The following is a 24,609-nucleotide window of genomic DNA, read 5'->3' as shown; positions in this document are numbered from 1 at the left end:
CATAATAAGACCCCCTTCGTGAGGGGGTTTTGTTTATACCTCTAAATCTTTTCCTTCTTCAACAATATGAAATAGAAGATGAGCAAGATGGTGAATCGGACCATATTCTTCTTCCTCTTCACTGACTTCTTCATTAAATTCAAGATCATTTAGATAAAGAGCTGTAAATTCATAAAAATCCTTCAATTGGAAGGAATAACAGCCCACCGGATCTTCACTGCCATCCTCTCCCGTTGGATCATCATATTGAAGCACCATGTATGACACATCACCATCGGCATCTTCAGCGTCGAAAAAGACAAAAAAGCCAATGTTCGTATCTAATTCAAAAAGATGTCTTGTACCTCCTTCTGTTGCTTTTTCAAAGTCTTCCTGGCTTAGTTTTTGAATCTGCATAGAATCCACATTGTCTTCTTGATGAAAACCAACAATAAATGATTTCATATTCTTTTCCTCCTTGTTAAACACATATAAACTACTTTTCCCTTTATTTATAGTTTTAATTACGTTATGAAGAAAATAAAAAAATCTCGACAGCAGACAACTGTCGAGATGGCTTTTATGATTACCCTATTGGCGGATAAATGGGATCTGCTTGTGCTTCTGAATAAGCCTTTGCAACATCATATGATGTATTTTGACTGTTAGCATCATTTATAGGTGTTGCAAGAACTAGTAATGAGAGTGAAAATAATATTATTATAACCTTATTCATTTTCTTCCTCCTCAAGTAATTTTGGATAGATAATTTACAGCCTGCATATATTTCCCCTGTTGATTATAGTGCTCAGAAAGGAGCTTGTAATAACGGATTAATTCCTCTTTATGTTCTTTCGATCCCTCTAAATAGGGGATTACCTTGACTTCTAAATATTTCATTGCCTTTTCAGGGGAATCCATATGAATTAAGTAAAAATCAGCTAAAAGACCCTGCTTTTTTATGCCAGTTTCTTTTGAAAGATCTTTTACCTGAAGAAAATATTCCTTAGCTTTCTCCATGTCTGATAATTTGTAATTGATTTCACCAATTCCATATAAAGTTACAAGATAGTTTTGATTTTTTAGTGGCTGTAAAGATAAACTTTTTTCATAATAGGTTAATGCTTCTTTCACGTTGTTCATTTTGTCCTGCAAATAACCCATATTATGATAGATTTGCGGAAGCATTCTTTCTTCCTTTAACAATTCAGCATTTCGGATTAAGTGGTTAAAACAAACCTGTGCTTCCTCATATATTTTTGAATTCGTATAGTTAATCCCCAGCAGCATTAGCGTATGAAGAATTCGATAAAAATTATGCTGATTCATAAAGATTTGCAGTGCTAACCTTCCAAAGTGTATGGCATGTCCAGGTTGATCGAGTGAACTCTTTACAAAAGTCCAGTGATATAAGAATTCTCCATTCGTTGGTTCATTGTTGTTTTCTATAAATAATTCATCGAAAATTTTATCTGCTTTTTTATAGTGACCCTTATATAATAAGAATACTGCATTATAATAATGGAATAAATACCTTTCATGTTGGGAAAAATTTTTCTTTTGCTTATGTAATAAATCTCTTTGTGCCTCAGCCTCTGAAAGTAATCCCTTGAATAATAGATAGCGATATTTATATAATTCATATAAATACATATGTGCAGAAAAAGGGACAACATGTTCAATCTTCTTAAGTTTTTGATAGATATCTTCTATTTCTTCTCGTAAATAAAAGTTAATTTTATCACCAAAATCTCTTAATAAGGTTTTAATTAACTCCTCTTTTTCCTCCATTTCTTCAAAGCTTACTTCCAGCCTCCCAAGCAATAAGGAGATCGTCTCTTCATTTGCGTCTTTTGAGTTATTTTCTATTTTACTTAAATGGGGAATAGAGCAAATTCCAGCAGCAAGTTCTTTTTGCGTGATCCCTTTTTGGGTTCTGTAGTATTTAACTAATGGACCAAATTCCATAACATAACCACCTTTAGAAGCTCTTCCTTTTCCTATCATTTTATACCAACTAAGCCACCTCTTCCACCTATTTGTTCAGACTATTTAAAAAATTGTTAGATTGCATAGAAAAAGCCATCTGTTCGCGATAAACAGATGGCATTTTTCCTATTATCGTACCCTTGGGAAACCATAGCCAGATGCATAATCGTCGCCAACGGCTGCACCTGTTCCACCATTAATATCATAAAGTTTTGCTCTGTCCTGAAGCTCTTTACGAAGCTGTGTGTGTGACATCGAAGGATTTTCGGCCCAAATCTTGGCTGCTAATCCTGATACATGAGGTGTAGCCATTGAAGTTCCGCTAATGGTATTGTAAGAACCATCATGCCATGTAGATTCGATTGCTCTACCAGGAGCAGAAACTTCTACATCGCGTTCTTGAATGACATAATCACCATCCGTTGCAGGATTGCCTCGAGAAGAGAAATCAGCTACACGATATGTACCGTTTTGCTGAACATCTTCCAATGCTGCTACCGCTACAGCATTGACTAGTGCACCTGGATACCCAATGGTATTGCTTGAAGGGCCATCATTTCCAGCGGCTGCAATTACTAATACCCCTTTACCATAAGCATAATCAACCGCATTTGAAATCAGGGTGTCCTTTACACTAGAACCTAATGACATGGAGATAATTACTTTTGAACTGGTCCTAGCTGCCTCATCTGCAGCTTTACGAATGGCAGAAGCAATATCATCTGAATATCCAGACCCCCGATTATTTAATACTTTATATGCCCATAGATCAGCCTCTGGTGCCACTCCATATATCCCCTGGCCTGTTCCGCCGTCTGCAAGTACTGTACCTGCTACATGCGTACCGTGACCATTTCCATCTGAACAGCTGCCCTCAATAAGCGGTGATTTATTCTGTGTAAAATCCTTACATTGTTCGACTCTATTTGTTAGATCTGCGTGACTTGTATTAGCACCCGTATCTAGGACAGCCACCTTAATTCCAGCGCCTCCAGAGGTTGACTGAATAGCAGCATCGTTATATATGGCTTGAATTCCCCACGGTGTTCGATCACTTGGACCAGAATTGGCAGAACTGCCTGGTTTAGCGGCAGCCTCTTTGTTCGGTGCCAACTGGACTTCTTCAACCTTTTCAATCGTTAAGTTTTTATTTTTCAATAGTGCTTGGTATTGCTTGCTGTTAACCGTGGTTGTAAAACCCTCTGGCCCAAAATCCCAACGAACTCCAACATTTTTCTTTGCCTGTGCCTTATCAGCGGATGGGCCTTGAATGATGACCCGAATAGGCTCATCCTGGCTCTTTGGCTGCTGACCGAAGGCACCTGTTGCAAACATGGATACCCCCATTACAAAGCTAAGTACTGACACTCCTGCCACTTTTCTCTTTTTCATCCACATTCTCCCCTACTTTATCAACTCCAGGCTTGGACCTGTTTCTCTATTCTATTTAGAATATTCAGAATATGTAAATGAGAAAATACCTAGAAAAGTTGGGAAATTTTTCGATTCCATTAAAAAAGACCCTGAAGATTTACTCCAGAGCCTCCTACATTTTACATGTATTACGTTAAAAGTATTTCTTTTTCCAAAAAATTAACGCCGTTAAGGTAGATAAAACACATGCTACTGTGATTGAAATCCAAAAGGCGTGCGGGCTTTTTTGCAGCGGTAAATCCACATTCATCCCATAAAAACTGAAAACGATCGTTGGAAAGGAAAGAATGATGGTAAATGATGTTAAGAACTTCATGACAATATTCACATTGTTGGAAATAATCGAAGCAAATGCGTCCATCATCCCACTTAGAATGGAGCTGTATGTCTCAGCCATCTCAATCGCCTGGATTTTTTCAATCATTACATCTTCTAATAAATCCTTATCTTCCTCATACATTTTTATATAACTAAAACGAAGAATTTTATCTAAAACGACCTTATTGGATTTTAGGGAAGTTGTAAAATAAACAAGGCTCTTTTCTAAAGCAAGAAACGCATACAATTCTTTATTTTTCATCGATTGGTGAAGTTCCCGTTCAATCTCATTTGTTCTTTTATTAATTTGTTTCAAGTACCGTAAATAATAGGATGTAATAATGGCCAGAATTTGCAGAGCAAATCGGTTCTTTTTAAAGGTATAAAACTCTTTTATTTTATTATTCTTAAAAACTTCTAAGATTGGTGTATCCTTTAATGATACAGTGATAATACACTCGTCGGTTATAACAATTCCAATCGGTATGGTCTCATAGATGGGAAAGCCAGCATCATCATGAGTTATATAGGGATAATCTACGATGATGTAAACCTGGCCATCCTCACGCTCAATTCTTGGACGTTCTTCGTCATCAAGGGCGTCTCTGATAAAGTCAACATAGATGTTAGCTTCATCTGCAACCCTGTTAATTTCTTCTTCGCTTGGGGCGTACATATTTATCCAGCAGCCCTTTGAGATATTTTCTACCTGTTCAAGTACTTTTGTTTCACTGCTTTTATAAATCTCCAACATGATAAAACCTCCTCACTTACTTGTTACGAGGAAGCCAAACTACCTTCTTAAGAGCTGATATTCCTGAAGAATCCAATTCAAAGATAACGCTGACTTCCCCGCTGCTACTAGGGTCCGGGTCTATTGCATAACTCAAAAATATCAACTCCTCAAAGCATAAATTACTTCATTATCATAAACCCAAAATCAAAAAAGCACAAACAAGAAATTATTCAGGAAAATAGGGGTTTAAGTGAATTAATACTTCTTCAATATTGTCGTATCTTTCCATCATTCTCCCTTTAATTAACTTAGCTAGGTCATGGCCTTCCTTAATGGTTTTAAAGTGGTCAATGGATATTCTTAGATCAACTAAAACATAATGACCATGTTCCCTCGCTCTCATCCGATCTATTCTCTTTACCTCTGGAAATTCATTCACTACATTCATATATTCTTGTAATGTGGCGGCATCAATATTACGTTCAAGTAAGATATCAAATGCCTCCATTAACATTTCCTTGGAGATTTTAAAAATTAAGTAAGCTACAAATATACTTGCTGCTTTATCTCCATAGTGTAAGATAAAAATATTAAAATGTTCGCCCATTATAGAGAGGAGAACCCCAATAGCTGCAGCGATCGAAGCCGCAATATCTGCTTTGTGGTCAAAGGCGATGGCTTCTATTGCCTTACTATTATGCTCTTTTGCCACCTTTAATGAAGAACGGTACAGAATAATCTTAGTAATATAGGAAATGATTGCTACCCACATCGCTAAGTAGCTCGGTGTTTCTACCTCATGGAAGAACCCAGTGATTCCTTCATAGACCACATAAATGGAAACGAGGAAAAGTAAAATTCCTACGATCCCGGAAACAATCACCTCTGCTTTTCCATGACCATATGGATGTTCATTATCAGCAGGTTTATTGGCAAGTTTAATGACCAATAAAACGATTACAGAAGCAAAAACATCAGCAGCAGAATGAATACCATCCGCAAAAACAGCGTCACTATTTCCATACCAGCCTATGAAAATTTTCCCTAATGTTAAGATGATATTACTAATCACACTAATCCAGGCAATTTTCTTAGCTAAGGATTCCCTCATCTATCTAGTCCACCTCAAAAAAAATTTCTACTTCTCCACCTGAGTATTCCCATTAATCTCCATCTTCATTTCTTCCTCTTCTTCTTCGACGGTGATTCTGTTAATCGCGTCATGAAGAAAATGAAAAGCCTCATCCAATTCTTCCCTTGATGGATACTTATCTTTGTTCATAATTATCAGCTCCTTGATTTTTGTATGAGTAATCCTTGAATAAAACGTAGAAAATACGGTTGTACCAAATTTATTAAAGGAGTGTGCAGCATGGATAAAAAGAATTCTGCGAACAACAGCACTGATCTCGCTGGTCGTATTTACGAAACAAGCGATTATCAAAAGAATGATGTTATTGCTACTGGCCTTTCGACCACCCATGAACAGGCAAGTGACAGCTATATGGAAGGCGAAATCGACACATCCACTGATGACGATTTAAACGCAAAGGATCTTCCAATTGCCCAAAAGCCATTCAGAAATAGATAAAAATTAGGAAAACAGCTTTCCAAGTGAAAGCTGTTTTCTTTTTTTACTTTTCGTCGTCTACATAAGGATCATGTTCATAGGCCGGCAGGTCTCCAAAGCTTGTCATAATTCCTTCTTCATCAAGTGACTGTTCATATCGTTCATGCTGCGGGTTTGGGTACACGGTAATATTGTTTCCATACATATCATTCCCTACAAAGTTTTCATAATCCTCTACATAACCTTCATTTTCATCTGGTTCACTACCAACATCATTGTAGTGCTCTTGTGGAAAGGCTAGATCCGATGGTGTATCGGATGTTCCCCATTGTTCTACAATCTGCCAAGAATCCTCTGCGTCAAAGGCTACATTTTCATCCTTTGAATCCATATCAAATTTTCCAAACGGCGGCATTAATACTCCCTCTTCAATAGGTCGATCATGTGAAACAACCTGATCTGGACTATGTTCCTTACAATAGGTCGTATTAGGCAATGCCTCCAATCGCTCATAAGAAATCTCATTCCCACATACTTCACATTTTCCATACGAACCATTTTCCATTGCTTCAAGTGCTTTATTAATATTTCTTAACTGTAAATCAGTATGCTCATTTAACGCAATATCCTTTTCTCGTTCATACAACTCTGAACCTTCATCAGCAGGATGATTATCATAACTTGATAACTCCCCCATCGATTCATGAAAATGACCTCGTTCTAAACCATAATGGTCATTTTGCTCGAGACGCTCTTCTATTTCCTCTTTTTCCTTTAGTAATTGCAAACGAAAACCAGCAAGCTGCTCTGTCGTTAACATTGTAAACCCCTTTCAAGGCTTATTGCTTATCTATATCGCCCATTTAATTTCACCTTTATCTAGTACCTTTTTATTTTCATTGATTTGGCCGATGATTATGTAATTAATTTAGTGATTCCAACAAAAACCTAATTGCTCTTATGAACAAACTGAATAAGTTTTTGGCGAGCGTGTATCTTAACATATAGAACGATATTAGAAAAAGAAAAGAGGGGACTTCAATGGTAAACGAAAATTTTAATAAATTCAAAAAAGAACAGCAGAACCACCAAAGCGTATATTTGGGCGGCGCTAACCAACAACGCGGCAAGAATGACCCAGAATATAATAACCAGGACAATACAGATAAATCAGCAGGAGCAACTGGGAGAAGTGTGAATGGGCAAATCGAGTAGCGGGGAAAATGAACAAAAAAATATGAAGTGGTGGCAGCTTTCTTTATTTGGGGTGGGGTGTACAATCGGTACAGGATTCTTCCTAGGGTCCAGTATCGCCATCAAAATGACAGGACCTGCTATTCTAATCGCCTTCATCCTAGCCGCTGCTGGAACCTATTTGGTCTTTGATGCACTGGCAAAGATGACTGTACAGGAACCTCTTAAGGGCGGGTTTAGGTCCTATGCGAAAAAAGCCTTCGGCAGATGGGCTGGATTTAGCAGCGGCTGGGTCTACTGGATGTCAGAGGTTTTAATTATGGGCAGTCAAATGACCGCTCTTTCCATTTTTTCGCGATTTTGGTTCCCAAAAATTCCACTATGGGCATTTGCTGGTGTTTATGCTCTCCTTGGACTAGTTGTCGTCTTAATCGGCGTAAGTATACTAAACAAATTAGAAAATATTCTTGCCGTCATAAAAATCGCGGCGATATTAATGTTCGTTGTCATTGCTTTATTGGCGATATTCGGAGTGATTGATGGAGACCGGCCTATTCAATATCCTGACAGCAGGAAGGATTTAATTCCCAATGGGTTATTAGGGTTATGGTCCGGGGTGATTTTTGCCTTCTATGCATTTGGGGGAATTGAAATCCTAGGCTTAATGGCTACCCAATTAAAGGATCCAAAGGAAGCTCCTAAGGCTGGCAAGGTAATGCTGATAACTCTTATGGTTATCTACATACTCTCCATTGGTCTTGCTGTTTTAATGGTTCCATGGAATCAGTTTAATGGTGAGAAAAGTCCATTCGTTAATGCTTTAGACAACTACAATTTAACGTTTATTCCACATCTTTTTAACGGAGCATTAATCATTGCAGGATTTTCAACGATGGTTGCCTCCCTATTTGCTGTTACCAGCATTCTTGTTACACTCTCAGAAGAAGGAGATGCACCAGGATTATTTTGCAGACAGGGGAAACTAAAAGTACCTATTCCCACTTTACTCATTACCGTTTTGGGAATATCTGCTTCAATTGTCTGCGCCCTTTTAATGCCAGGCCATGTTTATGAATACATTACCACCGCAGCAGGACTCATGCTCCTCTACAACTGGATTTTTATTTTAGCATCATCATGGAAATTATTAGAGGTAACAGCAAAGGATAAAATTAAATACTCCATTGGGATCCTGTTCATTCTTATCGCAGTTAGTGGAACGTTATTTCATAGCACAAGCCGGCCTGGTTTCTTCATTAGCCTGGCTTTCGTTGGTATTATAGGCTGCATAACTTTAATTATGAATCTCAAGTGGAAAAAGAAAAAGAAGAAGGGCAAAGTACTTAGTCCTTGGCCAACTGCTTAATTGCCAGCGCTTATATTCGCTGGCTTTTTTGAGTTATCCAAATAAAACATTAAAGGCTTGGAAGCCAAAGTAAATCCCGAAACCAATCAGAGAGACTCCAGACAACAGCGAAATCCCGACGAGCAGCTTTGATGTTAAATACTTCCGAAAATTACTTGCAATCCCAGCCATCGTAATATCCCAAATAAGTAATCCAATAAAAATGGCACTGCTGTAAATGATTAATTGACTTGTTTCATAGGTTGCAGCAGTCTTAGCCAGCACAGAGCCGTAAATCCCCAGCCAAAATAATATTGTTAACGGGTTAGATATCGACATAAAGAAACCAGATAAAAAGGATTTTACTAAGTGTTCATCCTTCCTTTTCTCCCCTATTTTCAGCTTATTAGCGGATAGCATGGTTTCAATTCCGGTGTAAATTAGGACAAAACAGCCAAATAACCATAAAAATGTTTTCATAAAAGGAGTTTCAAGGAAGTGAACCACTCCAAAATACACAATCAACATGTAAACCCCATCAGCTACGACCGCCCCTACTCCAATAAGCCATGAATGCATAAAACCATGTTTTATCCCTTTATCAATTTGGGCGGCATTAATGGGACCAATAGGAGCCGCCAGCGACAATCCCAATAAAATATAACTTAAAAATACATTCATCCTAATCTCTCCCTGAATTGAAATAGAAGCCTGTCTATCAATTTCTATTCAGGAAAAAGGGGTTGTACCACTTTATTTTCAAAAAAAGGAGTTTTCTTTTGGTAAGAAAACTCCTTATGCCGTCTTTACAGTGTTGAATACAAAGTATTTTTGCCCTAGGTAATTACCTATTGTATATAACACACATCCAATAAGAACAGCTCCATTTTGTTCAACAAATGTACTTACATAATGAAAGGAGTTGAACCAAATCATTAGCCTTTCACTAAAGAAATAAGCTCCAAAATAGCATATGAGTATGATGGTTACAAATCTTGGCAGACCTCTTTGAAAGGAAACCGTACTATTGAAGGTAAAAGATCGGTTTAATAAATAACTAATACAAGCCCCCGCTGAATTTCCCACAAAGGTCGAAACCCAATACGAAAGATGCAGAGCATTTAGTAAAACGAATATGATAAATAAACCTACACATGTATTGATAACCCCAACCAGAAGAAAACGAATGAAAGAATTAGTTCGTTTTATAAAATTCCTCCTCCTCATTTTTTCTAATTAAGTGCCGCCGTGGGATTGGCATAGAAAAGGTATCAATATCAACAATAAACTTGGGACGCTGCTTTGATTCCTTATAGATTTTTCCTACATACTCCCCAATTAGCCCGATAGCAATTAACTGCAGGCCGCCAATTAACCAGATAGATGTTATAAGTGACGTCCAGCCTGTTTGTGTTTCCCCTAATGTTTTTAGCATTAAAAAGTATACGCCAAATAACAGGCTTAGGAAAAAGGAAACAAAGCCGATCATTAACACAAAGCGAATCGGTGAAACAGAAAAAGAGGTGATTCCATCAAAGGCAAAAGCCAGCATTTTTTTTAACGGATACTTTGTTTCACCTGCTTGTCTTTCTTTACGGTCATAGTAGACGATATCGGAACGAAATCCAAGCAGTGGAACAATACCGCGTAAAAAGAGATTTACCTCTTTAAATCCTTCTAACTCCATTAAAGCTCGTTTACTCATTAAACGAAAATCTGCATGGTTATAAACAAGATCAACACCCAATTTTTTCATTACCTTATAAAAACCTTGAGCCGTACTCCTTTTAAAGATGGTGTCAGTATCCCTTCGCTTGCGAACGCCATACACAATCTCATTTCCTTCATTAAACTTTTGGATAAATTCACGAATAACCTGAACATCATCCTGCAGGTCTGCGTCAATAGATACAACACAATCTGAAGAGACTTTTGCTGCAAACAATCCTGCTAACAATGCGTTTTGATGACCAACATTTCTTGATAATTTTATTCCGCGGACATGCTCATTTCTTAATCCAGCTTTATAAATGATTTCCCATGTTCGATCCTTACTTCCATCATCTACGAACAATATCTTGGTTTTGTTAGAAACAAGCTGTTCACTGATCAACTCTTTTACGAACAGGTCAAGTTGATGAATGGTTTCAGGTAAAACATCTTCTTCATTAAAACAAGGCACGACTATTGTCAGGACAGGCTCCATATCTGTAATAACCCCCGATGTTTACAAAGTCTTGTATAGATAGATTTTCCATGCGGAACTTTTCGATTCAAATATCTTATCCAATGTCAGTTGATTTTCATCTGAGTTTGTAATGGGCAGTGCAGAAAGGATATACTGACCACCCATCTCTTTAAACACGGATGTATTTAATTGCAGGTTGTTTAATTTCCTTTTAGAGTCCTTCTTAACCATATATTTTTTCCCAAGCTGGTCCGTAAAGAGATAACAGCGGCCGCCCCATTGATCAAAGTATTTGTGAATCGTTTTATTTTTTGCTAATTCCGACTCTATTATTTTTCTAAATTTGTGCTTATAGGTTAATGGATAAAAGTTATTATAGGTATCTAGCGTGTAAAAGCCATTATACTGCGAAATGGCAGGATGAATTCCGATACTAGCTACCCGGTAATTTTCTTGATCTTGTCCGATGTGCTCTTTAATCTCTGCAAATAATTCCTCCGCATAAAATTCTTTAACTGTTGGCTTTTTCTGATAGATAATCTCATCATTAAATAAACATAATAAAAGAATTTGCAGGATAGCCAACCATTTTGCCGTTTTCGACCAGCTATGTCCTTGAAGGGAGAGTATCTTCAATGCCAGGGCAAATCCAGCATATATGACCATCGGCCTTAAAAAGTGATAGCGGGCAAAGTTAAAGGTATCCATAAAGTGAAACCTTTTCGTTAATGGTAACCAGCCTTTATAAAACCAAAAAGCATACCAGAGAGATAACAAGATATTTAAGACAAATAAAAAGACAAAAAGCTTTTCCTGTTTCCAAAGTTTTTTTGAAAAGACAAAATAAAGGGCAATTAACGTAACGGGTAAAATAAATAAACCATGCACCGTCATGACATGCGTATGTCCTAAAACATAATTTTTTAGCGTTAATCGTACTACTCTCCATAAGGGTAAGGAAGCATGGAAATATTCGTCACGGCTGTTTGGTTCAGTGGAAAATAAAAAGGAATAAATCAATCGGTATTCAACGAGCATGAAAATACAAGTCATATAGGCAATAGCAAAAAAGAAACGAAGATTCCATACTTTGCCTCTGACAACATCCAAGAGCCAAAAGATTCCCATGGCACTTAAAAAAAAGAAAAAACCTAGAACGATACTTGCGTAAAAAGGAATTAACGCTAGGACTATGTAATCTTTCTTCGTTCCTTCTCCGTTTCGAATATTAAGGAAAGCCCACAGTGCGAGCGGCATTCCCAGTGTACTAAGCATTCCTGATGGCCAAAAGGGGGTTAAAGCAAATGCCAGCGCTGTACCAATCTGCAGGAAGATCCACCTATCACCTGCAAGGAGATGTTTTTTTAATAGTAAATACATCCCTATAAATGCGACTATTCTTGTTAATGCCTGACTGAGACCATAGGCAATCATAGTTGGAAATAACGCATAGAGCCAAACAATGATACTGTATTCCGTTCCAAATGCATTTCTTGGCACCCCATTTATAATTTGGGGAATCACAGCATTTACATCTCCAAACATTTGACCGCTTCTGGCTAGAACTTTATACCATGCTAAATTGGAATCCAAGTTATCATGAACACGGATATGAGCGTCCTCTTGGAGAATAAAGAGTGGGGAAAGATAAATTGTTAGAATTAGCAAAGCAAAAAGGATGAACTTCAGTTCTTTTTTCGTATCAGTGTACACTCATTCACACCTCGTAAACCTGTGTCCTCTATTTAACCTTATGTTTAATAAAGTTTGCATATGGAATGGAAATTATTCCTTTTTATCAATTGTTTTCCTCCCTAAAAAGGCTTTAAATAAAAAAAATAACCTTCCGAATGAACGAAAGGTTATTTTTACTATGATTTAATGCTTTATTTGTATATTACCGTATACATTTAAGAGAAGGTCGAGCTTTTGGCTGCATTGAACAACATTTGGGTTCGAGAATCCATATTGTTGTGCTAAACCAATCATTTCTATCCTCGTTTTTTCAATATCAGTTAACAAATAGTCCATGCTAGTTTCCATAGCTCCAACCTCTTTTCATGTTTATAACCTATTTATATTATTAACCTTAATTTATAAATTTTAACAATATAATACAAGTAGAATTAGTAAAAATTATTGTATCTTTCGTGAACATTATCCTAGTACAATATTCCTAACTGATTTATTCTGTACTTAATATAGATTCAAGTTCCTTTACAAGAGTCTTCCCTGTTTCAATATACTGTTCAGGAAAACTGGCGTCCTTATCAACTGGTTCGGAAAATTGATTTAAAGTGCCTGCGTCACCAATATGGTCATCAAGTCCTATTTGATATTTATGAGACAATAGGAATGGAGTGCCAAGCTCCACTGTACAGTTTCGTGCATCTAACTGTCCATCGATGGCTGAAAATGGCAGCCTCAGAAATTGGTATCCCACTTCATCATTTATTTTGTAATCAAAGGCACCATGGTCATACTCCCAGTTACCGCCGATTGAATAACCGATTGGCTTTAATTTTTGTTCCAGCTTATACAAATCAAACTGCTTACCTTCTATACTTGATGGTATTTCAATCATGATTAAACCCCCTTATCATCATTATTTATTAGTTTCTCCAAAAAAGATAAAAAATAGAGTACTGATTTTGTCAGTACTCTATTTTTTATTTGCTGTGCTGAATTGGGTCTGTTGATTTCCGTTCCACTAAGGAAAGCTTCTTTGAATAATCACCGCAGGGACAGGCGGTCTTTGCCTGTCACGAGGCACTTCGCTTTCCGCGGGCGGTTCGGGGAGCCTCCTCGCCGCTTACGCGCCTGCGGGGTCTCCCCTGCCCCGTCCTCCCGCAGGAGTCTCGTGCCTTCCACTCCAATCAACAGAGTGCCAAAATCAACCAATTGCTTTTAAAGTCTTTTTTCTAATTCAGCCTTTTTCTCTTCGAAGCCTGGTTTGCCTAATAATGCAAACATGTTTACTTTGTATGCTTCGACTCCTGGCTGGTCGAATGGATTTACTCCTAGGAGGTATCCACTCATTGCACATGCCTTTTCGAAGAAATAGACTAGGTAACCGAAAGTATATTCATCAAGTTCAGGGATTGATACGATCAGGTTCGGTACGCCGCCATCAGTATGTGCAAGCATCGTTCCTTGGAATGCTTTATTGTTTACAAAGTCAACGGATTGTCCGGCAAGATAATTTAAACCGTCTAAGTCACTTTCAGCTTCTTCAATCGTCAATTCATGGCGAGGTTTTTCTACCTTAATGACTGTTTCAAATAAATCACGGCGACCTTCTTGTACATACTGTCCAAGTGAATGGAGATCAGTTGAGAAGTTCGCAGAAGAAGGGTAAATCCCCTTTTGGTCCTTTCCTTCACTTTCTCCAAACAACTGCTTCCACCATTCTGAAAAATACTGAAGTCCAGGCTCATAATTGATTAGCATTTCAATCGTTTTCCCTTTATTATAAAGAGCATTTCGAACAGCTGCATATTGGTAAGCAGGATTTTCTTCTAGCTCTGAATGGCTGAAGTCTTCTTGTGCTTTAGCAGCTCCCTGCATCATCTTATCAATGTCCGCACCACTTACAGCGATAGGAAGTAAACCAACTGCTGTTAATACTGAATAGCGTCCGCCAATATCATCTGCGATAACAAAGGATTCATAACCTTCTTCATTGGCCAAGGTTTTCAGTGCACCTCTTGCTTTGTCTGTTGTTGCATAAATTCTCTTCTTTGCTTCTTCAGCACCATACTTTTCCTCAAGAAGTTTACGGAAGATTCTAAAGGCTATCGCTGGCTCCGTTGTCGTTCCAGACTTTGAAATAACATTGACGGAAAAGTCTTTTCCATCCAGGACGTCCATAACATCTCTCATATAAGTGGAGCTAATATTATTACCAACAAAAATAATTTGTGGTGTTTTACGCTTTTCTTTTGGCAGGGCATTGTAGAAACTATGCTGAAGCATTTCAATTGCAGCTCTTGCGCCTAAATACGATCCGCCAATCCCAATCACAAGGAGTACATCTGAATCGGCCTTAATTTTTTCTGCCGCTTTTTTAATACGTGAAAATTCTTCCTTATCATAATTTGCAGGAAGGTCTATCCAGCCTAAAAAGTCACTTCCTGCTCCTGTTTGTTCATGCAGGGAATGGTGTGCGACCTTCACGGCGTCGCGTAAATATGTAATCTCATGTTCTGCAAAGAAGGCTAACGCTTTTGAATAATCAAAACGTATGTGTGTCATGTATGTAATCCTCCAATATTTTATTTTCAATACTCACTTTAACCAATGCTGGACAGATTATCAAGAATGGGCTTCCCTTGTAAGCGTACCCATTTTCGCCAATTTTTTTACATTTTAAAGATTTTGTCGAAAAGGAAAAACGAGCATTAAAAATGCCCGTTATTTTTTACAATGATTCACGGTAAATCTTTTCTACATCTTCTCTATTCAATTTAGAAAAATTGCCGAATTCACCGTACACCATTGCTTTGTCAGTCATCAAGTCAATTTTGCTGTCATCAATATTATAGTCTGCTAAACGCGCAGGTGCTCCAATACTATTCCAGTACTCACGTAATTTTTGAATTCCTGCTAGGCCTGCTTCCTCTGCACTTTTCCCTTCTGGATCAACCCCAAACACCCTCTCGGCAAGCTGTTTAAAGCGCTCTGGTTTTACCTTAAGATTATGTTTCATCCAGTGAGGAAATAAAATCGCAAGACCCCCGCCATGTGGGATGTCATATACAGCCGAAACGGCATGTTCAAGATTATGGGTAGCCCAATCGCCGCGATAACCCATATTTAGTATACCGTTTAAAGCCATTGTCCCATTATAAAGAATGGTTGCTCGATGTTCATAGCTTTCTAAGTCCTTAAGCAATTTAGGTGCAGTTTCCATAATCGTTATTAGTAACGATTCACACATACGATCCTGGAATAATGTATTCTCTTCTAAATGAAAATAATGCTCTAATACATGGGTCATCATATCGACAATTCCATATATCGTTTGATCTCTTGGAACTGAAAAAGTATGTACAGGATCTAGAATCGAGAATTTCGGATAGGTATGCGGACTTCCCCAGCCGTATTTTTCGTTCGTTTCCCAATTGGTGATAACAGATCCAGAGTTCATTTCAGAACCTGTTGCAGCTAAAGTTAAAACTGTTCCAAAAGGAAGTGCATCTGTTACGGCTGCCTTTTTTATTACCAAGTCCCATGCATCTCCGTCATATTTAGCGCCAGCGGCAATTAACTTCGTACAGTCGATAACACTGCCGCCGCCAACAGCTAAAAGGACGTCAATACCTTCCTTTTTACATATTTCTACTCCCTTACGTGCCGTTGTAATTCGAGGATTCGGTTCTACCCCCGGTAATTCAAAAACCTGTGCATGTATTTCTTTTAGTAGGTTTATCACCTTGTCATAAAGACCGCTGCGTTTAATGCTGCCGCCGCCATAAACCACTAAGACCTTTTGTCCATAGAGAGGTATTTCCTTTTTTAATTGCTCAAGCTGCCCTTTACCAAAAATTAATTTGGTCGGATTCCAAAATGTGAAATTTTGCATGAGATGCACCATCCTTTCACATTTCATTATTATTGAAAAAAATTTTTTTTGCAAAGAAACAGAAATGAATATTTATATACATTTATCTGCAATCTAATAGGGAACATAAATTTGATAGGAGGAATCCTACTTGAGTACGATTCAAAGAATTGCTTTAATTCTTACAATCATTGGTGCTATTAATTGGGGATTAATTGGTTTTTTTGGATTTAATTTAGTGGAAGCCATTTTTGGTGATAATTCAGCACTATCAAGAATTATTTATGGATTAGTGGGAATTGCTGGACTTATTAATCTTGGGCTTCTCTTCAAGCCAAATGAAGCGTATGTAAGGGATCCAGAAACAGAAACCACAAGATAAAGATATAAAAAATCCTTGCAAACTATCGCAAGGATTTTTTTATATCCATCCTCTAAATTCTGAGGCTTCAACTAATTTTCTAACACCAACCATATAAGCGGCAACACGTAAATTTATATTGTGTTTTTTTGAGATCGTATAAATTTGTTGAAAAGCACTGACCATCTTCTCACGTAACTTATCTGCCACTTCTTTTTCATCCCAATAATACCCTTGCTTATTTTGGACCCATTCAAAATAAGAGACAGTCACTCCTCCGGCTCCAGCCAAAACATCAGGAACTAGCAGTATCCCACCTTCAGAAAGAATCCTTGTTGCTTCCCTGGTCGTCGGGCCATTGGCAGCTTCCACTACGATCTTGGCCTTTATACTTGGAGCATTTTTAGCTGTAATTTGATTGGAGGTCGCTGCTGGTACAAGAATATCACATTCCTGTTCAAGTAATTCCTCATTGGTAATGGTTCCGTCAAACAGGCTAGTTACCGTACCAAAACTGTCACGGCGCTGAAGTAAATACTCAATATTTAGGCCATCCGGGTCGTAAAGGGCGCCATAGACATCAGATACCCCAACGACAATGGCCCCCGATTGGTGCATAAATTTTGCAATGTAACTTCCAGCATTACCAAATCCCTGAACAATAACACGGCAGCCCTTTATCGAAAGTCCTCTTATTTTTGCAGCTTCTTCAATACAAATGGCTACCCCTAGTGCTCCTGCTTCTTCCCTGCCTTCTGAGCCCCCAAGAAGGAGTGGCTTTCCTGTTATAAAGCCAGGGGAGTCAAATTTTCTGAGACGACTATATTCATCCATCATCCAGGCCATAATCTGAGAATTTGTATACATATCCGGTGCCGGGATATCTTTCGTTGGACCCACTACTTGACTAATGGAACGTACATACCCGCGGCTTAGGCGTTCAAGTTCACCCAATGATAGAGTTCGAGGGTTACATAGGATACCACCCTTTCCGCCTCCAAAGGGTAAATCAGCAATTCCGCATTTCAAGCTCATCCACATGGACAATGCCTTTATTTCATCTTCATTGATCTTTGGATGAAAACGTACACCGCCGATCGTCGGTCCCACTGAATCATTGTGCTGCGCTCTATAGCCGGTAAAAACTTTAACAGACCCATCATCCATCCGAACCGGAATCCTCACATTCAACATTCTGATGGGTTCTTTCAAAATCTCAAACGAATTATCTGTAAACCCTAGTCTTTTTAAAGCATCCTGAATAACAATCTGCGTGGAGGTAAGAAGATTTAAGTTCTCTTTCTCTTTCTCTTTATCATTTTCACCTGCACTTTTTTGTACATCATTCTTCCCCATTTTGGCACCTCAGTTTTTTTTCATTTAGGCAAGCACTTTATTGATACGTTCTATTGCCCAATCTAATTCTTCTTTCGTAATAATCAGAGGAGGAGCGAAACGAATCACAGTATCATGCGTTTCCTTACATAAAAGCCCTTGCTCCTTTAGTTCTTCACAATATTTTCGTGCTGGCTCTGTTAATTCTACCCCGATAAACAAGCCGCGGCCTCGTACTTCTTTAATCCTTGGATTACGAATTTCTTTTAATTTGCTAACAAAATATTCCCCTAATTCTAATGATTTATCGGAGAGCTTTTCGTCAATCAGTACATCCAGAGCGGCAATTGATACTGCACATGCCAGTGGATTTCCTCCGAAAGTAGAACCATGAGAACCTGGATTAAATACACCTAAAATATCAGTATTTGCCACAACACACGAGATTGGGAAAACACCGCCGCCAAGTGCTTTACCAAGGATATACATATCAGGCTGTATTCCTTCCCATTCGCATGCGAACATTTTTCCGGTACGAGCTAAGCCAGCTTGAATCTCATCTGCAATAAAGAGAACATTATTTTCTTTACATAGGTCAAAGGCTGCTTTCATAAAGCCTTCAGGTGGGATAACAATTCCCGCTTCTCCTTGAATTGGTTCAATTAAAAATGCTGCCGTATTGGCGGAAATAGCAGACTTCAGTGCTTCTAAATCCCCATAAGGAATAAGTTTTATGCCCGGAAGCATTGGTCCAAATCCTCGTTTATATTCAGCTTCAGAGGACAAGGAAACTGCCGTCATCGTTCTGCCATGGAAGTTTCCTACACAAGCAATAATTTCAGCTTGGTTCTCATCAATCCCCTTTACATCATAGCCCCAGCGTCGTGCTGCTTTAACTGCAGTTTCAACGGCTTCCGCACCTGTGTTCATTGGGAGTGCCATTTCTTTACTTGTTAATTTACATATCTTCTCATACCATGGACCTAATTGGTCATTATGAAAGGCACGCGAAGTTAATGTTACCTTATCCGCTTGATCCTTTAATGCTTGAATAATTTTTGGATGGCGATGGCCTTGGTTAACTGCAGAATAAGCACTTAACATATCCATATATTTATTTCCTTCTGGATCCTCTACCCAGACTCCTTCAGCACGTGAAATAACAATTGGAAGCGGGTGATAATTATGTGCCCCGTATTTTTCGGTTTGTTCTATTAAGCCTTTCGTTTTCTTTTCTGCTGCCATTAAACTTTTCCTCCGTTTCGTTGGTGAGTTATGTACATACCTATTGTAGCCGAGCATTTAAAAAGAATGAACAAATACAGAAAAAATCTTTTTTTATAAAATAAAAAAACCTAGCTCCTGCTAGTTAATAGCATGGTGCTAGGTTTTATTATGCTTATTATTTCTTGATTAAATCTTCACGTTGAGATTGGTCAATCCATTCTTGCAGCTTATCTTTTAACGTGTTAAAGCCTTGTTGTCCATCAACTTCTGGTACAATAGCAGCTGCTTGACGCTTACGAGGTTTCTTTGGTTTAGCAACAGCCTGTTGAACAGGAGCTTCTTCCGTTGCACGAATAGATAAACCAATTTTTCCAGCATTTTCATCAATTGACAATACTTTTACGTTAACTTCATCTCCAACTTTAAGATGTTCGTTAATGTCTTTTACATAACCATGTGTGATTTCTGAAATATGCACAAGACCTTGTGTATTTTCATCTAATGCTATGAACGCACCATATGGTTGAATTCCAGTTACTTTACCTGTTACTACACTTCCAGTTTCGATCTTTTCTGTCATGAAAACACTCCTAAGAAATAATTATTTTATCTTCTATATACGCAATAAGAAATTATAGCACATTGTGAACATATAATCAAAAAAGGTTTTCCTCAGGAAGGAAGGGAAAACGTTAACATAATGTTCATATAGGTTTTTTCCTAGAAAAAAGAAATTTATGTTAAAATAAAAATGAGATAATGTCTTAGTGGGAGAGGTGATCATTGTGAATACAATTGGCAGTACGATCAAAACTTATCGAGAACACTTGAAAATGACAAAAGAGGATCTGGCACAAAAAATTAGAGTAGGGGTTCATACAATTGAAAAGTATGAATCTGGCGAACAAATTCCAAGTTCTCAAACAATTTTAAAATTATCTACCGTTCTTGACATTCCAGCTTCTGAACTATCTTTAGACCAACTCGATCAACACATTTAATTTTTATTATGACTGTATAAATGAAGTAAAAATGGGAAAACCTTAAGTTATAAGCTTTCTAGTATTCCCCCCTTTTTTGAAGTGGACAACCTAATAAGGTATGTCCTCTTTTTTTTGAAAAAGAATCTAGGAATATGTGTGAAAAAAGAGACGACTGGAGAAATTATTACCACGAGCAATTCAATAGAAGGTGGGTTACATACGTGGAAGAGAAGGTTTTTTACCGTAACCAGCTAGTGAATGATATTAATATTTATTATGAATTTTATCCAAACCCTAATTCCGAAAGGACACTAGTCCTGCTTCATGGGTTTCTGTCCTCCACTTTTAGCTATCGAAGATTGATTCCCTTTTTAAATAAAGATTATCAAGTCGTTTCTATTGACCTCCCTCCCTTCGGAAAGAGCGGGAAGAGTAACCAGTTTGTTTATTCCTATCGTAATCTTGCTCAAACGGTTATTCAGCTCATTTCTACACTTGGTTTAAAAGAAATTACTCTTATTGGTCATTCAATGGGCGGGCAAATTGTCCTCAATATCCTGCATCAACAGCCAGAATTAGCAGAAAAGGCAGTCCTGCTTTGCAGTTCATCCTATTCCAAGCGTTCAAAACTGCCATTAATCATTGGCAGTTATATTCCTTATTTTCATCTATATGTTAAGTTTTTTCTCGCTCATTCAGGTATCATGCAAAACCTTCAAAATGTCGTACATGACCACTCCTTAATATGTGATGAGATGCTTTTTGGTTATTTACAGCCTTTTTTAAAGGATGAAATTTTCCTTGCCTTAACCAGAATGATTCGCGACCATGAAGGGGACCTCTCTACGGTGGTGCTCAATCAAATTGCCCATCCATGTTTATTAATTTGGGGTGAGTATGACAAAGTTGTTCCCCTATCTGTCGGGAAGCGCTTGAAAAATGATTTAAGAGAATCTGAACTGGTTATTTTAAGGGAAACGGGTCATTTAGTTCCTGAGGAACGTCCTGAGGATGTTTTTCAGCATATTAAACAATTCTTAGCCTAAAAAAACGACAGCAAGCTTAAAGATATCTTTAAGCCATGCTGTCGTTTTATCTCGTACATGAGTCATTTTCCTTTATCATCAGCAGTTCATTAGCAATTTTCAAGCACTGTTGTATAGGTATGATTCTCTCAAAGGAAAATTCATATATACTTTGTATTCTTGCTGCTAATGCCTCTCGGTTGTCTAACTCATGAATGGCTTGGATGGTATCAGCTATCTCGGTGTCATAATTGCCATTCTTTAATTTGAATGGATCCCATTCGTTTAACGCATCCACAAATTGCAGATTCGTTTTCATTTCACTTTCCATTAGTCTCCTCCTGCTTTTCTATTTCAGGACATACTCCGCAAGTACTGTTTGAAGTTCGTAAATATTTAAGTTTTTGTTAAATTGTTTTTGAAGTGGGAGTGCATTACCTGAGATCCAGATTTTTAATTCGGCGTCTAAATCGAAGCTTCCCGCCGTTTCAATGCTAAAATGGGTAATACTTTTATAGGGAATGGAATGATACTCAACCTTCTTTCCTGTTAGCCCCTGCTTATCCACTAGAATCAGCCGTTTATTGGTAAAAATAAATAAATCTCTAATTAACTTATACGCTTTTTCAATTCTTTCATTCTCTGCAAGAATTCTAGCGAATTCCCTTTGTGCATCTGCAGGGTTTACCTCTGCGGCATTTCCCATCATACCATCAAAAAATCCCATCAAACCCACACCTTTCCTAACTACTTTCTAAATTATTATATATGAAAGCATTATTAACAACCATCGCTATTGGATTAACTCCAACAAATGCTGCAGCATTTGTTCACCTGTAATGATGGCTTCTCCTCCTCCTTGCGCAAATGAATCACTTCCGCCGCCCTTACCATTAATGATCGAAAGTGCATTTCCTATTACCTTTTTCATGCTTGCATTTTCTGCCGTCCCTCGTGCACCAACAAGCTGCAGCCTATTTTCATTTTGAGAAACGAATAACACGATGGTTTCTTCATCCTCTGCAATAATCATTCGGGCTAATTTTTGCAGTTCCTGAATACTTCTGTTTTGAAACACACCACTGACAATTCTGTTATCACCTTTACCCTTTTCTAGGATACCCTTTGCCTCGTTGTGCAGCAGAGTCTCAAGTGATTGTTCTAATTCTTTCTCCATTGATTTACTATTTTCTAGAAGCCGAGTTACTGCCTCCTGCATATCCTTTTCAGGGGCATTAAGTAATTTCGTTAGCTCCATAAGCACCCTATTTTTTTGGTGAAACTGTTTCAAAACACGATTTCCGCAAACAAATTGAACGCGGACTTTTTTCTTTTGTCTTTCCCAGTCTATTACTTTTATTGCTTGGACTTCACCCGTTGCATTCGGATGAGTTCCGCCACAGCCGTTATAATCAAAGCTTGGAATAATGACAAGTCGAATATCCTCTTTTACCTTTGTCTCTTTTCGCAAATCATAATTAACTAATTCATCTTCTGTTACCCACTTCGTTTCAATGGGTCTATTTTCAAATATGACCTTGTTGGCTAGTTCCTCTACTTTCAATACTTCCGATTCCAAAAGATTAGATGTCTCTAAATCAATTGTTAACGTTTCATTTCCTAGATGGAAGCCGATTGTTTTGTATCCATATAGTTGTTCAAAGGCAGCAGATAGAATATGTTGTCCTGCATGCTGCTGCATATGATCATATCTTCTATCCCAATCGATCACACCATAAACGGGAGAGCTGACATCATGTACTTCGCTTTCGAGGTAGTGACGAACTTCCCCCTCTGTTTCCTCCACATTTAGTACTTTAATGTTTTCAATGGTTCCAATATCATGGGGCTGTCCGCCGCCTGTTGGGTAAAACGCAGTTTGAGACAGCACTATGTAATATTTTCCATTACTGTCGTTTCCCTGGTCAACTACTTGTGCTGTAAATGATTTTATGTAAGCGTCTTGATAAAATATTTTATTTTCCATGCATGTATGCTCCTAGATATAATTTAATAAAAAATCCTGTCCCCTCAATTATGAAGAAACAGGCTTGTCAGGTCTAATTTTTCTTACTTATTTTTTCGTTTATTATTTGGATTGTTCATTTTGGAATTTCTAAATTGTTGAAAACTACCCATTTGTGGATAGCCCTGTTGGTATCCTCCCATTTGTGGATAACCCTGCTGATATCCTCCCATTTGCGGATAACCCTGCTGGTATCCTCCCATTTGCGGATAGCCCTGCTGGTATCCTCCCATTTGCGGGTAACCCTGCTGGTATCCTCCCATTTGCGGGTAACCCTGCTGGTATCCTCCCATTTGTGGGTAACCCTGCTGGTATCCTCCCATTTGTGGGTAACCCTGCTGGTATCCTCCCATTTGCGGATAGCCAGGTTGTCCAAGAAATCCGCCAAAGAATTGTCTCTTTGCCATTTATTATCGCCTCCTAACAGTCTACATGCTAGTGTATGCAGGACTATTGGGATAAGCTTAGATAAATGACCTGTAATAAACCATCCTTACTCCAAAAAAGGCTCACAAAGTGAAAAGTAAATAAGCGGAGATTTTCCGGTTAAATGCAGAATGGTGCTCGTTTAGGGGTATATAAGCGGAGGTTTTCCGTTTATGCAAAGCAAAATCTCACATTTTCGGATTTTTCTAGCCAATAGACGGAATTCCTCCGTCTATTTAGCCCACTTTTAAACATTATTAATAATTAAGCGGAATTCTTCCGTCTATATATCAGAAAAGGTCCTTAATCTAACCTGATCCCCCGAACGATAAGTGAGAAACTCTCTTTATCCTTGCAGCACACTCTCTCTATTTCGCATTATCCTTAGAGACTTCACCGCATGCAATCCTTGCACCAGAATCTCCTTCGGGCTGGGTCATCCCATCATCTTTTTCTTCATGAATCACAATGGAGGTTCCATCCTTTGGAAAAAGGGATTTCTTCCCCTCTTTTAACGTTACATTAGCTGCCATTAATTCTCCCTTTACAGACCCGTCATCTTCTACAATTAAATTAGGAAGGTCACCGGCATGCGAGCCCTTTGGGTGTAAAAGACCATGCTCTTTATCATCGGGGTTTAAATGTTCGCCAGCTGATTTAAAATCTGGAGTTTTGCATTGACCCTTATCATAAATGTGAAGGGCATGCTCACCTGGAGGAAGTCCATTTAACTTCAAATATAATTTTACTCCACTTGAAACTTCTTGAATTGTAATGGTCCCAACAGAATCTCCCTTATCATTTACCATTTTAACATCAAGTTTTGTAATCTCCTTTTCCAAACAACCCGTGAGCAGGATAAGTGGAATCATCATCCAAACTCGCTTCATACGAATCCCCCCAAAATAGA

General features: G+C 38.1%; 30 protein-coding genes. 6 read left to right on the top strand and 24 right to left on the bottom strand.

Annotated elements, in window-relative coordinates; all coding sequences use genetic code 11:
* Nucleotides 1-33: 33 nt before the first annotated feature.
* From ACY3XC_RS14160 to ACY3XC_RS14130, 7 genes are all read right to left on the bottom strand, one after another.
* Nucleotides 34-444 carry a cytosolic protein gene (locus tag ACY3XC_RS14160; protein WP_464869124.1) on the bottom strand — a complete coding sequence of 137 codons (411 nt, stop codon included), beginning with the start codon at nucleotides 442-444 and terminating at the stop codon, nucleotides 34-36.
* Nucleotides 445-565: 121 nt separating this feature from the next.
* Complete coding sequence (locus ACY3XC_RS14155) at nucleotides 566-715, bottom strand: hypothetical protein (protein WP_464869123.1); 150 nt, start codon at nucleotides 713-715, stop codon at nucleotides 566-568.
* Nucleotides 716-726: 11 nt separating this feature from the next.
* Nucleotides 727-1,947 (bottom strand): helix-turn-helix domain-containing protein, encoded by a 1,221-nt coding sequence (locus ACY3XC_RS14150; protein ID WP_179156371.1) that lies wholly within the window; start codon nucleotides 1,945-1,947, stop codon nucleotides 727-729.
* 150 nt (nucleotides 1,948-2,097) lie between these two features.
* Nucleotides 2,098-3,360 (bottom strand): S8 family peptidase, encoded by a 1,263-nt coding sequence (locus ACY3XC_RS14145; RefSeq protein ID WP_464869122.1) that lies wholly within the window; start codon nucleotides 3,358-3,360, stop codon nucleotides 2,098-2,100.
* 175 nt (nucleotides 3,361-3,535) lie between these two features.
* Nucleotides 3,536-4,474 carry a magnesium transporter CorA family protein gene (locus tag ACY3XC_RS14140; protein ID WP_464869121.1) on the bottom strand — a complete coding sequence of 313 codons (939 nt, stop codon included), beginning with the start codon at nucleotides 4,472-4,474 and terminating at the stop codon, nucleotides 3,536-3,538.
* Nucleotides 4,475-4,682: 208 nt separating this feature from the next.
* Nucleotides 4,683-5,567 carry a cation diffusion facilitator family transporter gene (locus ACY3XC_RS14135; protein ID WP_464869120.1) on the bottom strand — a complete coding sequence of 295 codons (885 nt, stop codon included), beginning with the start codon at nucleotides 5,565-5,567 and terminating at the stop codon, nucleotides 4,683-4,685.
* A 27-nt stretch (nucleotides 5,568-5,594) separates the two neighbouring features.
* Nucleotides 5,595-5,738: a hypothetical protein gene (locus ACY3XC_RS14130; protein ID WP_179156375.1), complete on the bottom strand. Its 144-nt coding sequence runs from the start codon at nucleotides 5,736-5,738 to the stop codon at nucleotides 5,595-5,597.
* Between the two features lie 90 nt (nucleotides 5,739-5,828).
* Here ACY3XC_RS14130 and ACY3XC_RS14125 point away from each other — a divergent pair, with 90 nt between their 5' ends.
* A complete protein-coding gene (locus tag ACY3XC_RS14125; RefSeq protein WP_179156376.1) occupies nucleotides 5,829-6,047 on the top strand; it encodes a YozQ family protein in 219 nt (72 codons plus the stop codon).
* 43 nt (nucleotides 6,048-6,090) lie between these two features.
* On the opposite strand, the gene ACY3XC_RS14120 is transcribed toward ACY3XC_RS14125, so the two are convergent.
* Nucleotides 6,091-6,846, bottom strand: a complete 756-nt coding sequence (locus tag ACY3XC_RS14120; RefSeq protein ID WP_179156377.1) for a TraR/DksA C4-type zinc finger protein — start codon at nucleotides 6,844-6,846, stop codon at nucleotides 6,091-6,093.
* 221 nt (nucleotides 6,847-7,067) lie between these two features.
* Between ACY3XC_RS14120 and ACY3XC_RS14115 the strand changes: the two genes are divergently transcribed.
* Both ACY3XC_RS14115 and ACY3XC_RS14110 read left to right on the top strand, forming a co-directional pair.
* Nucleotides 7,068-7,241, top strand: coding sequence for a hypothetical protein (locus tag ACY3XC_RS14115; RefSeq protein WP_179156378.1), 174 nt, complete (start codon nucleotides 7,068-7,070; stop codon nucleotides 7,239-7,241).
* Complete coding sequence (locus ACY3XC_RS14110; RefSeq protein WP_464869119.1) at nucleotides 7,225-8,586, top strand: amino acid permease; 1,362 nt, start codon at nucleotides 7,225-7,227, stop codon at nucleotides 8,584-8,586. Before ACY3XC_RS14115 ends, ACY3XC_RS14110 begins: the two co-directional genes overlap by 17 nt.
* A 33-nt stretch (nucleotides 8,587-8,619) precedes the next feature.
* On the opposite strand, the gene ACY3XC_RS14105 is transcribed toward ACY3XC_RS14110, so the two are convergent.
* From ACY3XC_RS14105 to ACY3XC_RS14070, 8 genes are all read right to left on the bottom strand, one after another.
* Entirely contained in the window at nucleotides 8,620-9,246 is a 627-nt protein-coding gene (locus ACY3XC_RS14105) for a LysE family transporter (RefSeq protein ID WP_464869118.1), read from the bottom strand.
* A gap of 114 nt (nucleotides 9,247-9,360) precedes the next feature.
* Complete coding sequence (locus ACY3XC_RS14100) at nucleotides 9,361-9,792, bottom strand: GtrA family protein (RefSeq protein WP_464869117.1); 432 nt, start codon at nucleotides 9,790-9,792, stop codon at nucleotides 9,361-9,363.
* Nucleotides 9,761-10,771: a glycosyltransferase family 2 protein gene (locus tag ACY3XC_RS14095; protein WP_464869116.1), complete on the bottom strand. Its 1,011-nt coding sequence runs from the start codon at nucleotides 10,769-10,771 to the stop codon at nucleotides 9,761-9,763. Before ACY3XC_RS14095 ends, ACY3XC_RS14100 begins: the two co-directional genes overlap by 32 nt.
* Nucleotides 10,772-10,792: 21 nt before the next feature.
* Nucleotides 10,793-12,466 carry a DUF6044 family protein gene (locus ACY3XC_RS14090; protein WP_464869115.1) on the bottom strand — a complete coding sequence of 558 codons (1,674 nt, stop codon included), beginning with the start codon at nucleotides 12,464-12,466 and terminating at the stop codon, nucleotides 10,793-10,795.
* Between the two features lie 165 nt (nucleotides 12,467-12,631).
* The gene (locus tag ACY3XC_RS14085; protein ID WP_306430711.1) at nucleotides 12,632-12,796 is read right to left on the bottom strand and encodes an aspartyl-phosphate phosphatase Spo0E family protein; all 165 of its coding nucleotides are present in this window, start codon (nucleotides 12,794-12,796) and stop codon (nucleotides 12,632-12,634) included.
* Between the two features lie 142 nt (nucleotides 12,797-12,938).
* Nucleotides 12,939-13,337 carry a YugN-like family protein gene (locus tag ACY3XC_RS14080; RefSeq protein ID WP_464869114.1) on the bottom strand — a complete coding sequence of 133 codons (399 nt, stop codon included), beginning with the start codon at nucleotides 13,335-13,337 and terminating at the stop codon, nucleotides 12,939-12,941.
* Nucleotides 13,338-13,660: 323 nt separating this feature from the next.
* Nucleotides 13,661-15,007, bottom strand: coding sequence for a glucose-6-phosphate isomerase (locus ACY3XC_RS14075; protein WP_464869113.1), 1,347 nt, complete (start codon nucleotides 15,005-15,007; stop codon nucleotides 13,661-13,663).
* Nucleotides 15,008-15,173: 166 nt separating this feature from the next.
* Nucleotides 15,174-16,337: an iron-containing alcohol dehydrogenase gene (locus ACY3XC_RS14070; protein ID WP_464869112.1), complete on the bottom strand. Its 1,164-nt coding sequence runs from the start codon at nucleotides 16,335-16,337 to the stop codon at nucleotides 15,174-15,176.
* Between the two features lie 130 nt (nucleotides 16,338-16,467).
* Here ACY3XC_RS14070 and ACY3XC_RS14065 point away from each other — a divergent pair, with 130 nt between their 5' ends.
* Nucleotides 16,468-16,698, top strand: coding sequence for a DUF378 domain-containing protein (locus ACY3XC_RS14065; RefSeq protein WP_095248344.1), 231 nt, complete (start codon nucleotides 16,468-16,470; stop codon nucleotides 16,696-16,698).
* 39 nt (nucleotides 16,699-16,737) lie between these two features.
* Here ACY3XC_RS14065 and ACY3XC_RS14060 read toward each other — a convergent pair whose 3' ends face one another.
* From ACY3XC_RS14060 to yugI, 3 genes are all read right to left on the bottom strand, one after another.
* Entirely contained in the window at nucleotides 16,738-18,033 is a 1,296-nt protein-coding gene (locus ACY3XC_RS14060) for a Glu/Leu/Phe/Val family dehydrogenase (protein ID WP_464869111.1), read from the bottom strand.
* Between the two features lie 24 nt (nucleotides 18,034-18,057).
* The gene (locus ACY3XC_RS14055) at nucleotides 18,058-19,257 is read right to left on the bottom strand and encodes an ornithine--oxo-acid transaminase (RefSeq protein ID WP_464869110.1); all 1,200 of its coding nucleotides are present in this window, start codon (nucleotides 19,255-19,257) and stop codon (nucleotides 18,058-18,060) included.
* Between the two features lie 157 nt (nucleotides 19,258-19,414).
* Entirely contained in the window at nucleotides 19,415-19,819 is a 405-nt protein-coding gene (gene yugI, locus ACY3XC_RS14050) for a S1 domain-containing post-transcriptional regulator GSP13 (protein WP_179156389.1), read from the bottom strand.
* Between the two features lie 205 nt (nucleotides 19,820-20,024).
* Between yugI and ACY3XC_RS14045 the strand changes: the two genes are divergently transcribed.
* Complete coding sequence (locus ACY3XC_RS14045; protein WP_464869109.1) at nucleotides 20,025-20,240, top strand: helix-turn-helix domain-containing protein; 216 nt, start codon at nucleotides 20,025-20,027, stop codon at nucleotides 20,238-20,240.
* 203 nt (nucleotides 20,241-20,443) lie between these two features.
* Nucleotides 20,444-21,268 carry an alpha/beta fold hydrolase gene (locus tag ACY3XC_RS14040; protein ID WP_464869108.1) on the top strand — a complete coding sequence of 275 codons (825 nt, stop codon included), beginning with the start codon at nucleotides 20,444-20,446 and terminating at the stop codon, nucleotides 21,266-21,268.
* 46 nt (nucleotides 21,269-21,314) lie between these two features.
* Here ACY3XC_RS14040 and ACY3XC_RS14035 read toward each other — a convergent pair whose 3' ends face one another.
* The 5 genes from ACY3XC_RS14035 to ACY3XC_RS14015 form a co-directional block, all read right to left on the bottom strand.
* On the bottom strand, nucleotides 21,315-21,578 hold the full coding sequence (locus ACY3XC_RS14035) for a DUF1871 family protein (protein ID WP_464869107.1): 264 nt from the start codon (nucleotides 21,576-21,578) through the stop codon (nucleotides 21,315-21,317).
* An 18-nt stretch (nucleotides 21,579-21,596) separates the two neighbouring features.
* Nucleotides 21,597-21,974: a PH domain-containing protein gene (locus tag ACY3XC_RS14030; protein WP_179156393.1), complete on the bottom strand. Its 378-nt coding sequence runs from the start codon at nucleotides 21,972-21,974 to the stop codon at nucleotides 21,597-21,599.
* Between the two features lie 66 nt (nucleotides 21,975-22,040).
* Complete coding sequence (locus ACY3XC_RS14025) at nucleotides 22,041-23,234, bottom strand: alanyl-tRNA editing protein (protein WP_464869106.1); 1,194 nt, start codon at nucleotides 23,232-23,234, stop codon at nucleotides 22,041-22,043.
* Between the two features lie 83 nt (nucleotides 23,235-23,317).
* A complete protein-coding gene (locus ACY3XC_RS14020) occupies nucleotides 23,318-23,680 on the bottom strand; it encodes a hypothetical protein (protein ID WP_464869105.1) in 363 nt (120 codons plus the stop codon).
* Nucleotides 23,681-24,067: 387 nt separating this feature from the next.
* A complete protein-coding gene (locus tag ACY3XC_RS14015) occupies nucleotides 24,068-24,589 on the bottom strand; it encodes a superoxide dismutase family protein (RefSeq protein WP_464869104.1) in 522 nt (173 codons plus the stop codon).
* Between the last annotated feature and the right edge of the window lie 20 nt (nucleotides 24,590-24,609).

The organism is Bacillus sp. CZDM1 (genome assembly GCF_055502545.1).
Note: the sequence above shows the minus strand (reverse complement) of the source record. Positions and strands in the feature narration are given on the sequence as shown.

What these genes read in the sequence shown, in the direction of transcription:
- ACY3XC_RS14160 (WP_464869124.1), bottom strand. Translation starts at nt 444, where the DNA reads ATGAAATCATTTATTGTTGGTTTTCATCAAGAAGACAATGTGGATTCT.
- ACY3XC_RS14155 (WP_464869123.1), bottom strand. Translation starts at nt 715, where the DNA reads ATGAATAAGGTTATAATAATATTATTTTCACTCTCATTACTAGTTCTT.
- ACY3XC_RS14150 (WP_179156371.1), bottom strand. Translation starts at nt 1,947, where the DNA reads ATGGAATTTGGTCCATTAGTTAAATACTACAGAACCCAAAAAGGGATC.
- ACY3XC_RS14145 (WP_464869122.1), bottom strand. Translation starts at nt 3,360, where the DNA reads ATGAAAAAGAGAAAAGTGGCAGGAGTGTCAGTACTTAGCTTTGTAATG.
- ACY3XC_RS14140 (WP_464869121.1), bottom strand. Translation starts at nt 4,474, where the DNA reads ATGTTGGAGATTTATAAAAGCAGTGAAACAAAAGTACTTGAACAGGTA.
- ACY3XC_RS14135 (WP_464869120.1), bottom strand. Translation starts at nt 5,567, where the DNA reads ATGAGGGAATCCTTAGCTAAGAAAATTGCCTGGATTAGTGTGATTAGT.
- ACY3XC_RS14130 (WP_179156375.1), bottom strand. Translation starts at nt 5,738, where the DNA reads ATGAACAAAGATAAGTATCCATCAAGGGAAGAATTGGATGAGGCTTTT.
- ACY3XC_RS14125 (WP_179156376.1), top strand. Translation starts at nt 5,829, where the DNA reads ATGGATAAAAAGAATTCTGCGAACAACAGCACTGATCTCGCTGGTCGT.
- ACY3XC_RS14120 (WP_179156377.1), bottom strand. Translation starts at nt 6,846, where the DNA reads ATGTTAACGACAGAGCAGCTTGCTGGTTTTCGTTTGCAATTACTAAAG.
- ACY3XC_RS14115 (WP_179156378.1), top strand. Translation starts at nt 7,068, where the DNA reads ATGGTAAACGAAAATTTTAATAAATTCAAAAAAGAACAGCAGAACCAC.
- ACY3XC_RS14110 (WP_464869119.1), top strand. Translation starts at nt 7,225, where the DNA reads ATGGGCAAATCGAGTAGCGGGGAAAATGAACAAAAAAATATGAAGTGG.
- ACY3XC_RS14105 (WP_464869118.1), bottom strand. Translation starts at nt 9,246, where the DNA reads ATGAATGTATTTTTAAGTTATATTTTATTGGGATTGTCGCTGGCGGCT.
- ACY3XC_RS14100 (WP_464869117.1), bottom strand. Translation starts at nt 9,792, where the DNA reads ATGAGGAGGAGGAATTTTATAAAACGAACTAATTCTTTCATTCGTTTT.
- ACY3XC_RS14095 (WP_464869116.1), bottom strand. Translation starts at nt 10,771, where the DNA reads ATGGAGCCTGTCCTGACAATAGTCGTGCCTTGTTTTAATGAAGAAGAT.
- ACY3XC_RS14085 (WP_306430711.1), bottom strand. Translation starts at nt 12,796, where the DNA reads ATGGAAACTAGCATGGACTATTTGTTAACTGATATTGAAAAAACGAGG.
- ACY3XC_RS14080 (WP_464869114.1), bottom strand. Translation starts at nt 13,337, where the DNA reads ATGATTGAAATACCATCAAGTATAGAAGGTAAGCAGTTTGATTTGTAT.
- ACY3XC_RS14075 (WP_464869113.1), bottom strand. Translation starts at nt 15,007, where the DNA reads ATGACACACATACGTTTTGATTATTCAAAAGCGTTAGCCTTCTTTGCA.
- ACY3XC_RS14070 (WP_464869112.1), bottom strand. Translation starts at nt 16,337, where the DNA reads ATGCAAAATTTCACATTTTGGAATCCGACCAAATTAATTTTTGGTAAA.
- ACY3XC_RS14060 (WP_464869111.1), bottom strand. Translation starts at nt 18,033, where the DNA reads ATGGGGAAGAATGATGTACAAAAAAGTGCAGGTGAAAATGATAAAGAG.
- ACY3XC_RS14055 (WP_464869110.1), bottom strand. Translation starts at nt 19,257, where the DNA reads ATGGCAGCAGAAAAGAAAACGAAAGGCTTAATAGAACAAACCGAAAAA.
- yugI (WP_179156389.1), bottom strand. Translation starts at nt 19,819, where the DNA reads ATGACAGAAAAGATCGAAACTGGAAGTGTAGTAACAGGTAAAGTAACT.
- ACY3XC_RS14035 (WP_464869107.1), bottom strand. Translation starts at nt 21,578, where the DNA reads ATGGAAAGTGAAATGAAAACGAATCTGCAATTTGTGGATGCGTTAAAC.
- ACY3XC_RS14030 (WP_179156393.1), bottom strand. Translation starts at nt 21,974, where the DNA reads ATGGGATTTTTTGATGGTATGATGGGAAATGCCGCAGAGGTAAACCCT.
- ACY3XC_RS14025 (WP_464869106.1), bottom strand. Translation starts at nt 23,234, where the DNA reads ATGGAAAATAAAATATTTTATCAAGACGCTTACATAAAATCATTTACA.
- ACY3XC_RS14020 (WP_464869105.1), bottom strand. Translation starts at nt 23,680, where the DNA reads ATGGCAAAGAGACAATTCTTTGGCGGATTTCTTGGACAACCTGGCTAT.
- ACY3XC_RS14015 (WP_464869104.1), bottom strand. Translation starts at nt 24,589, where the DNA reads ATGAAGCGAGTTTGGATGATGATTCCACTTATCCTGCTCACGGGTTGT.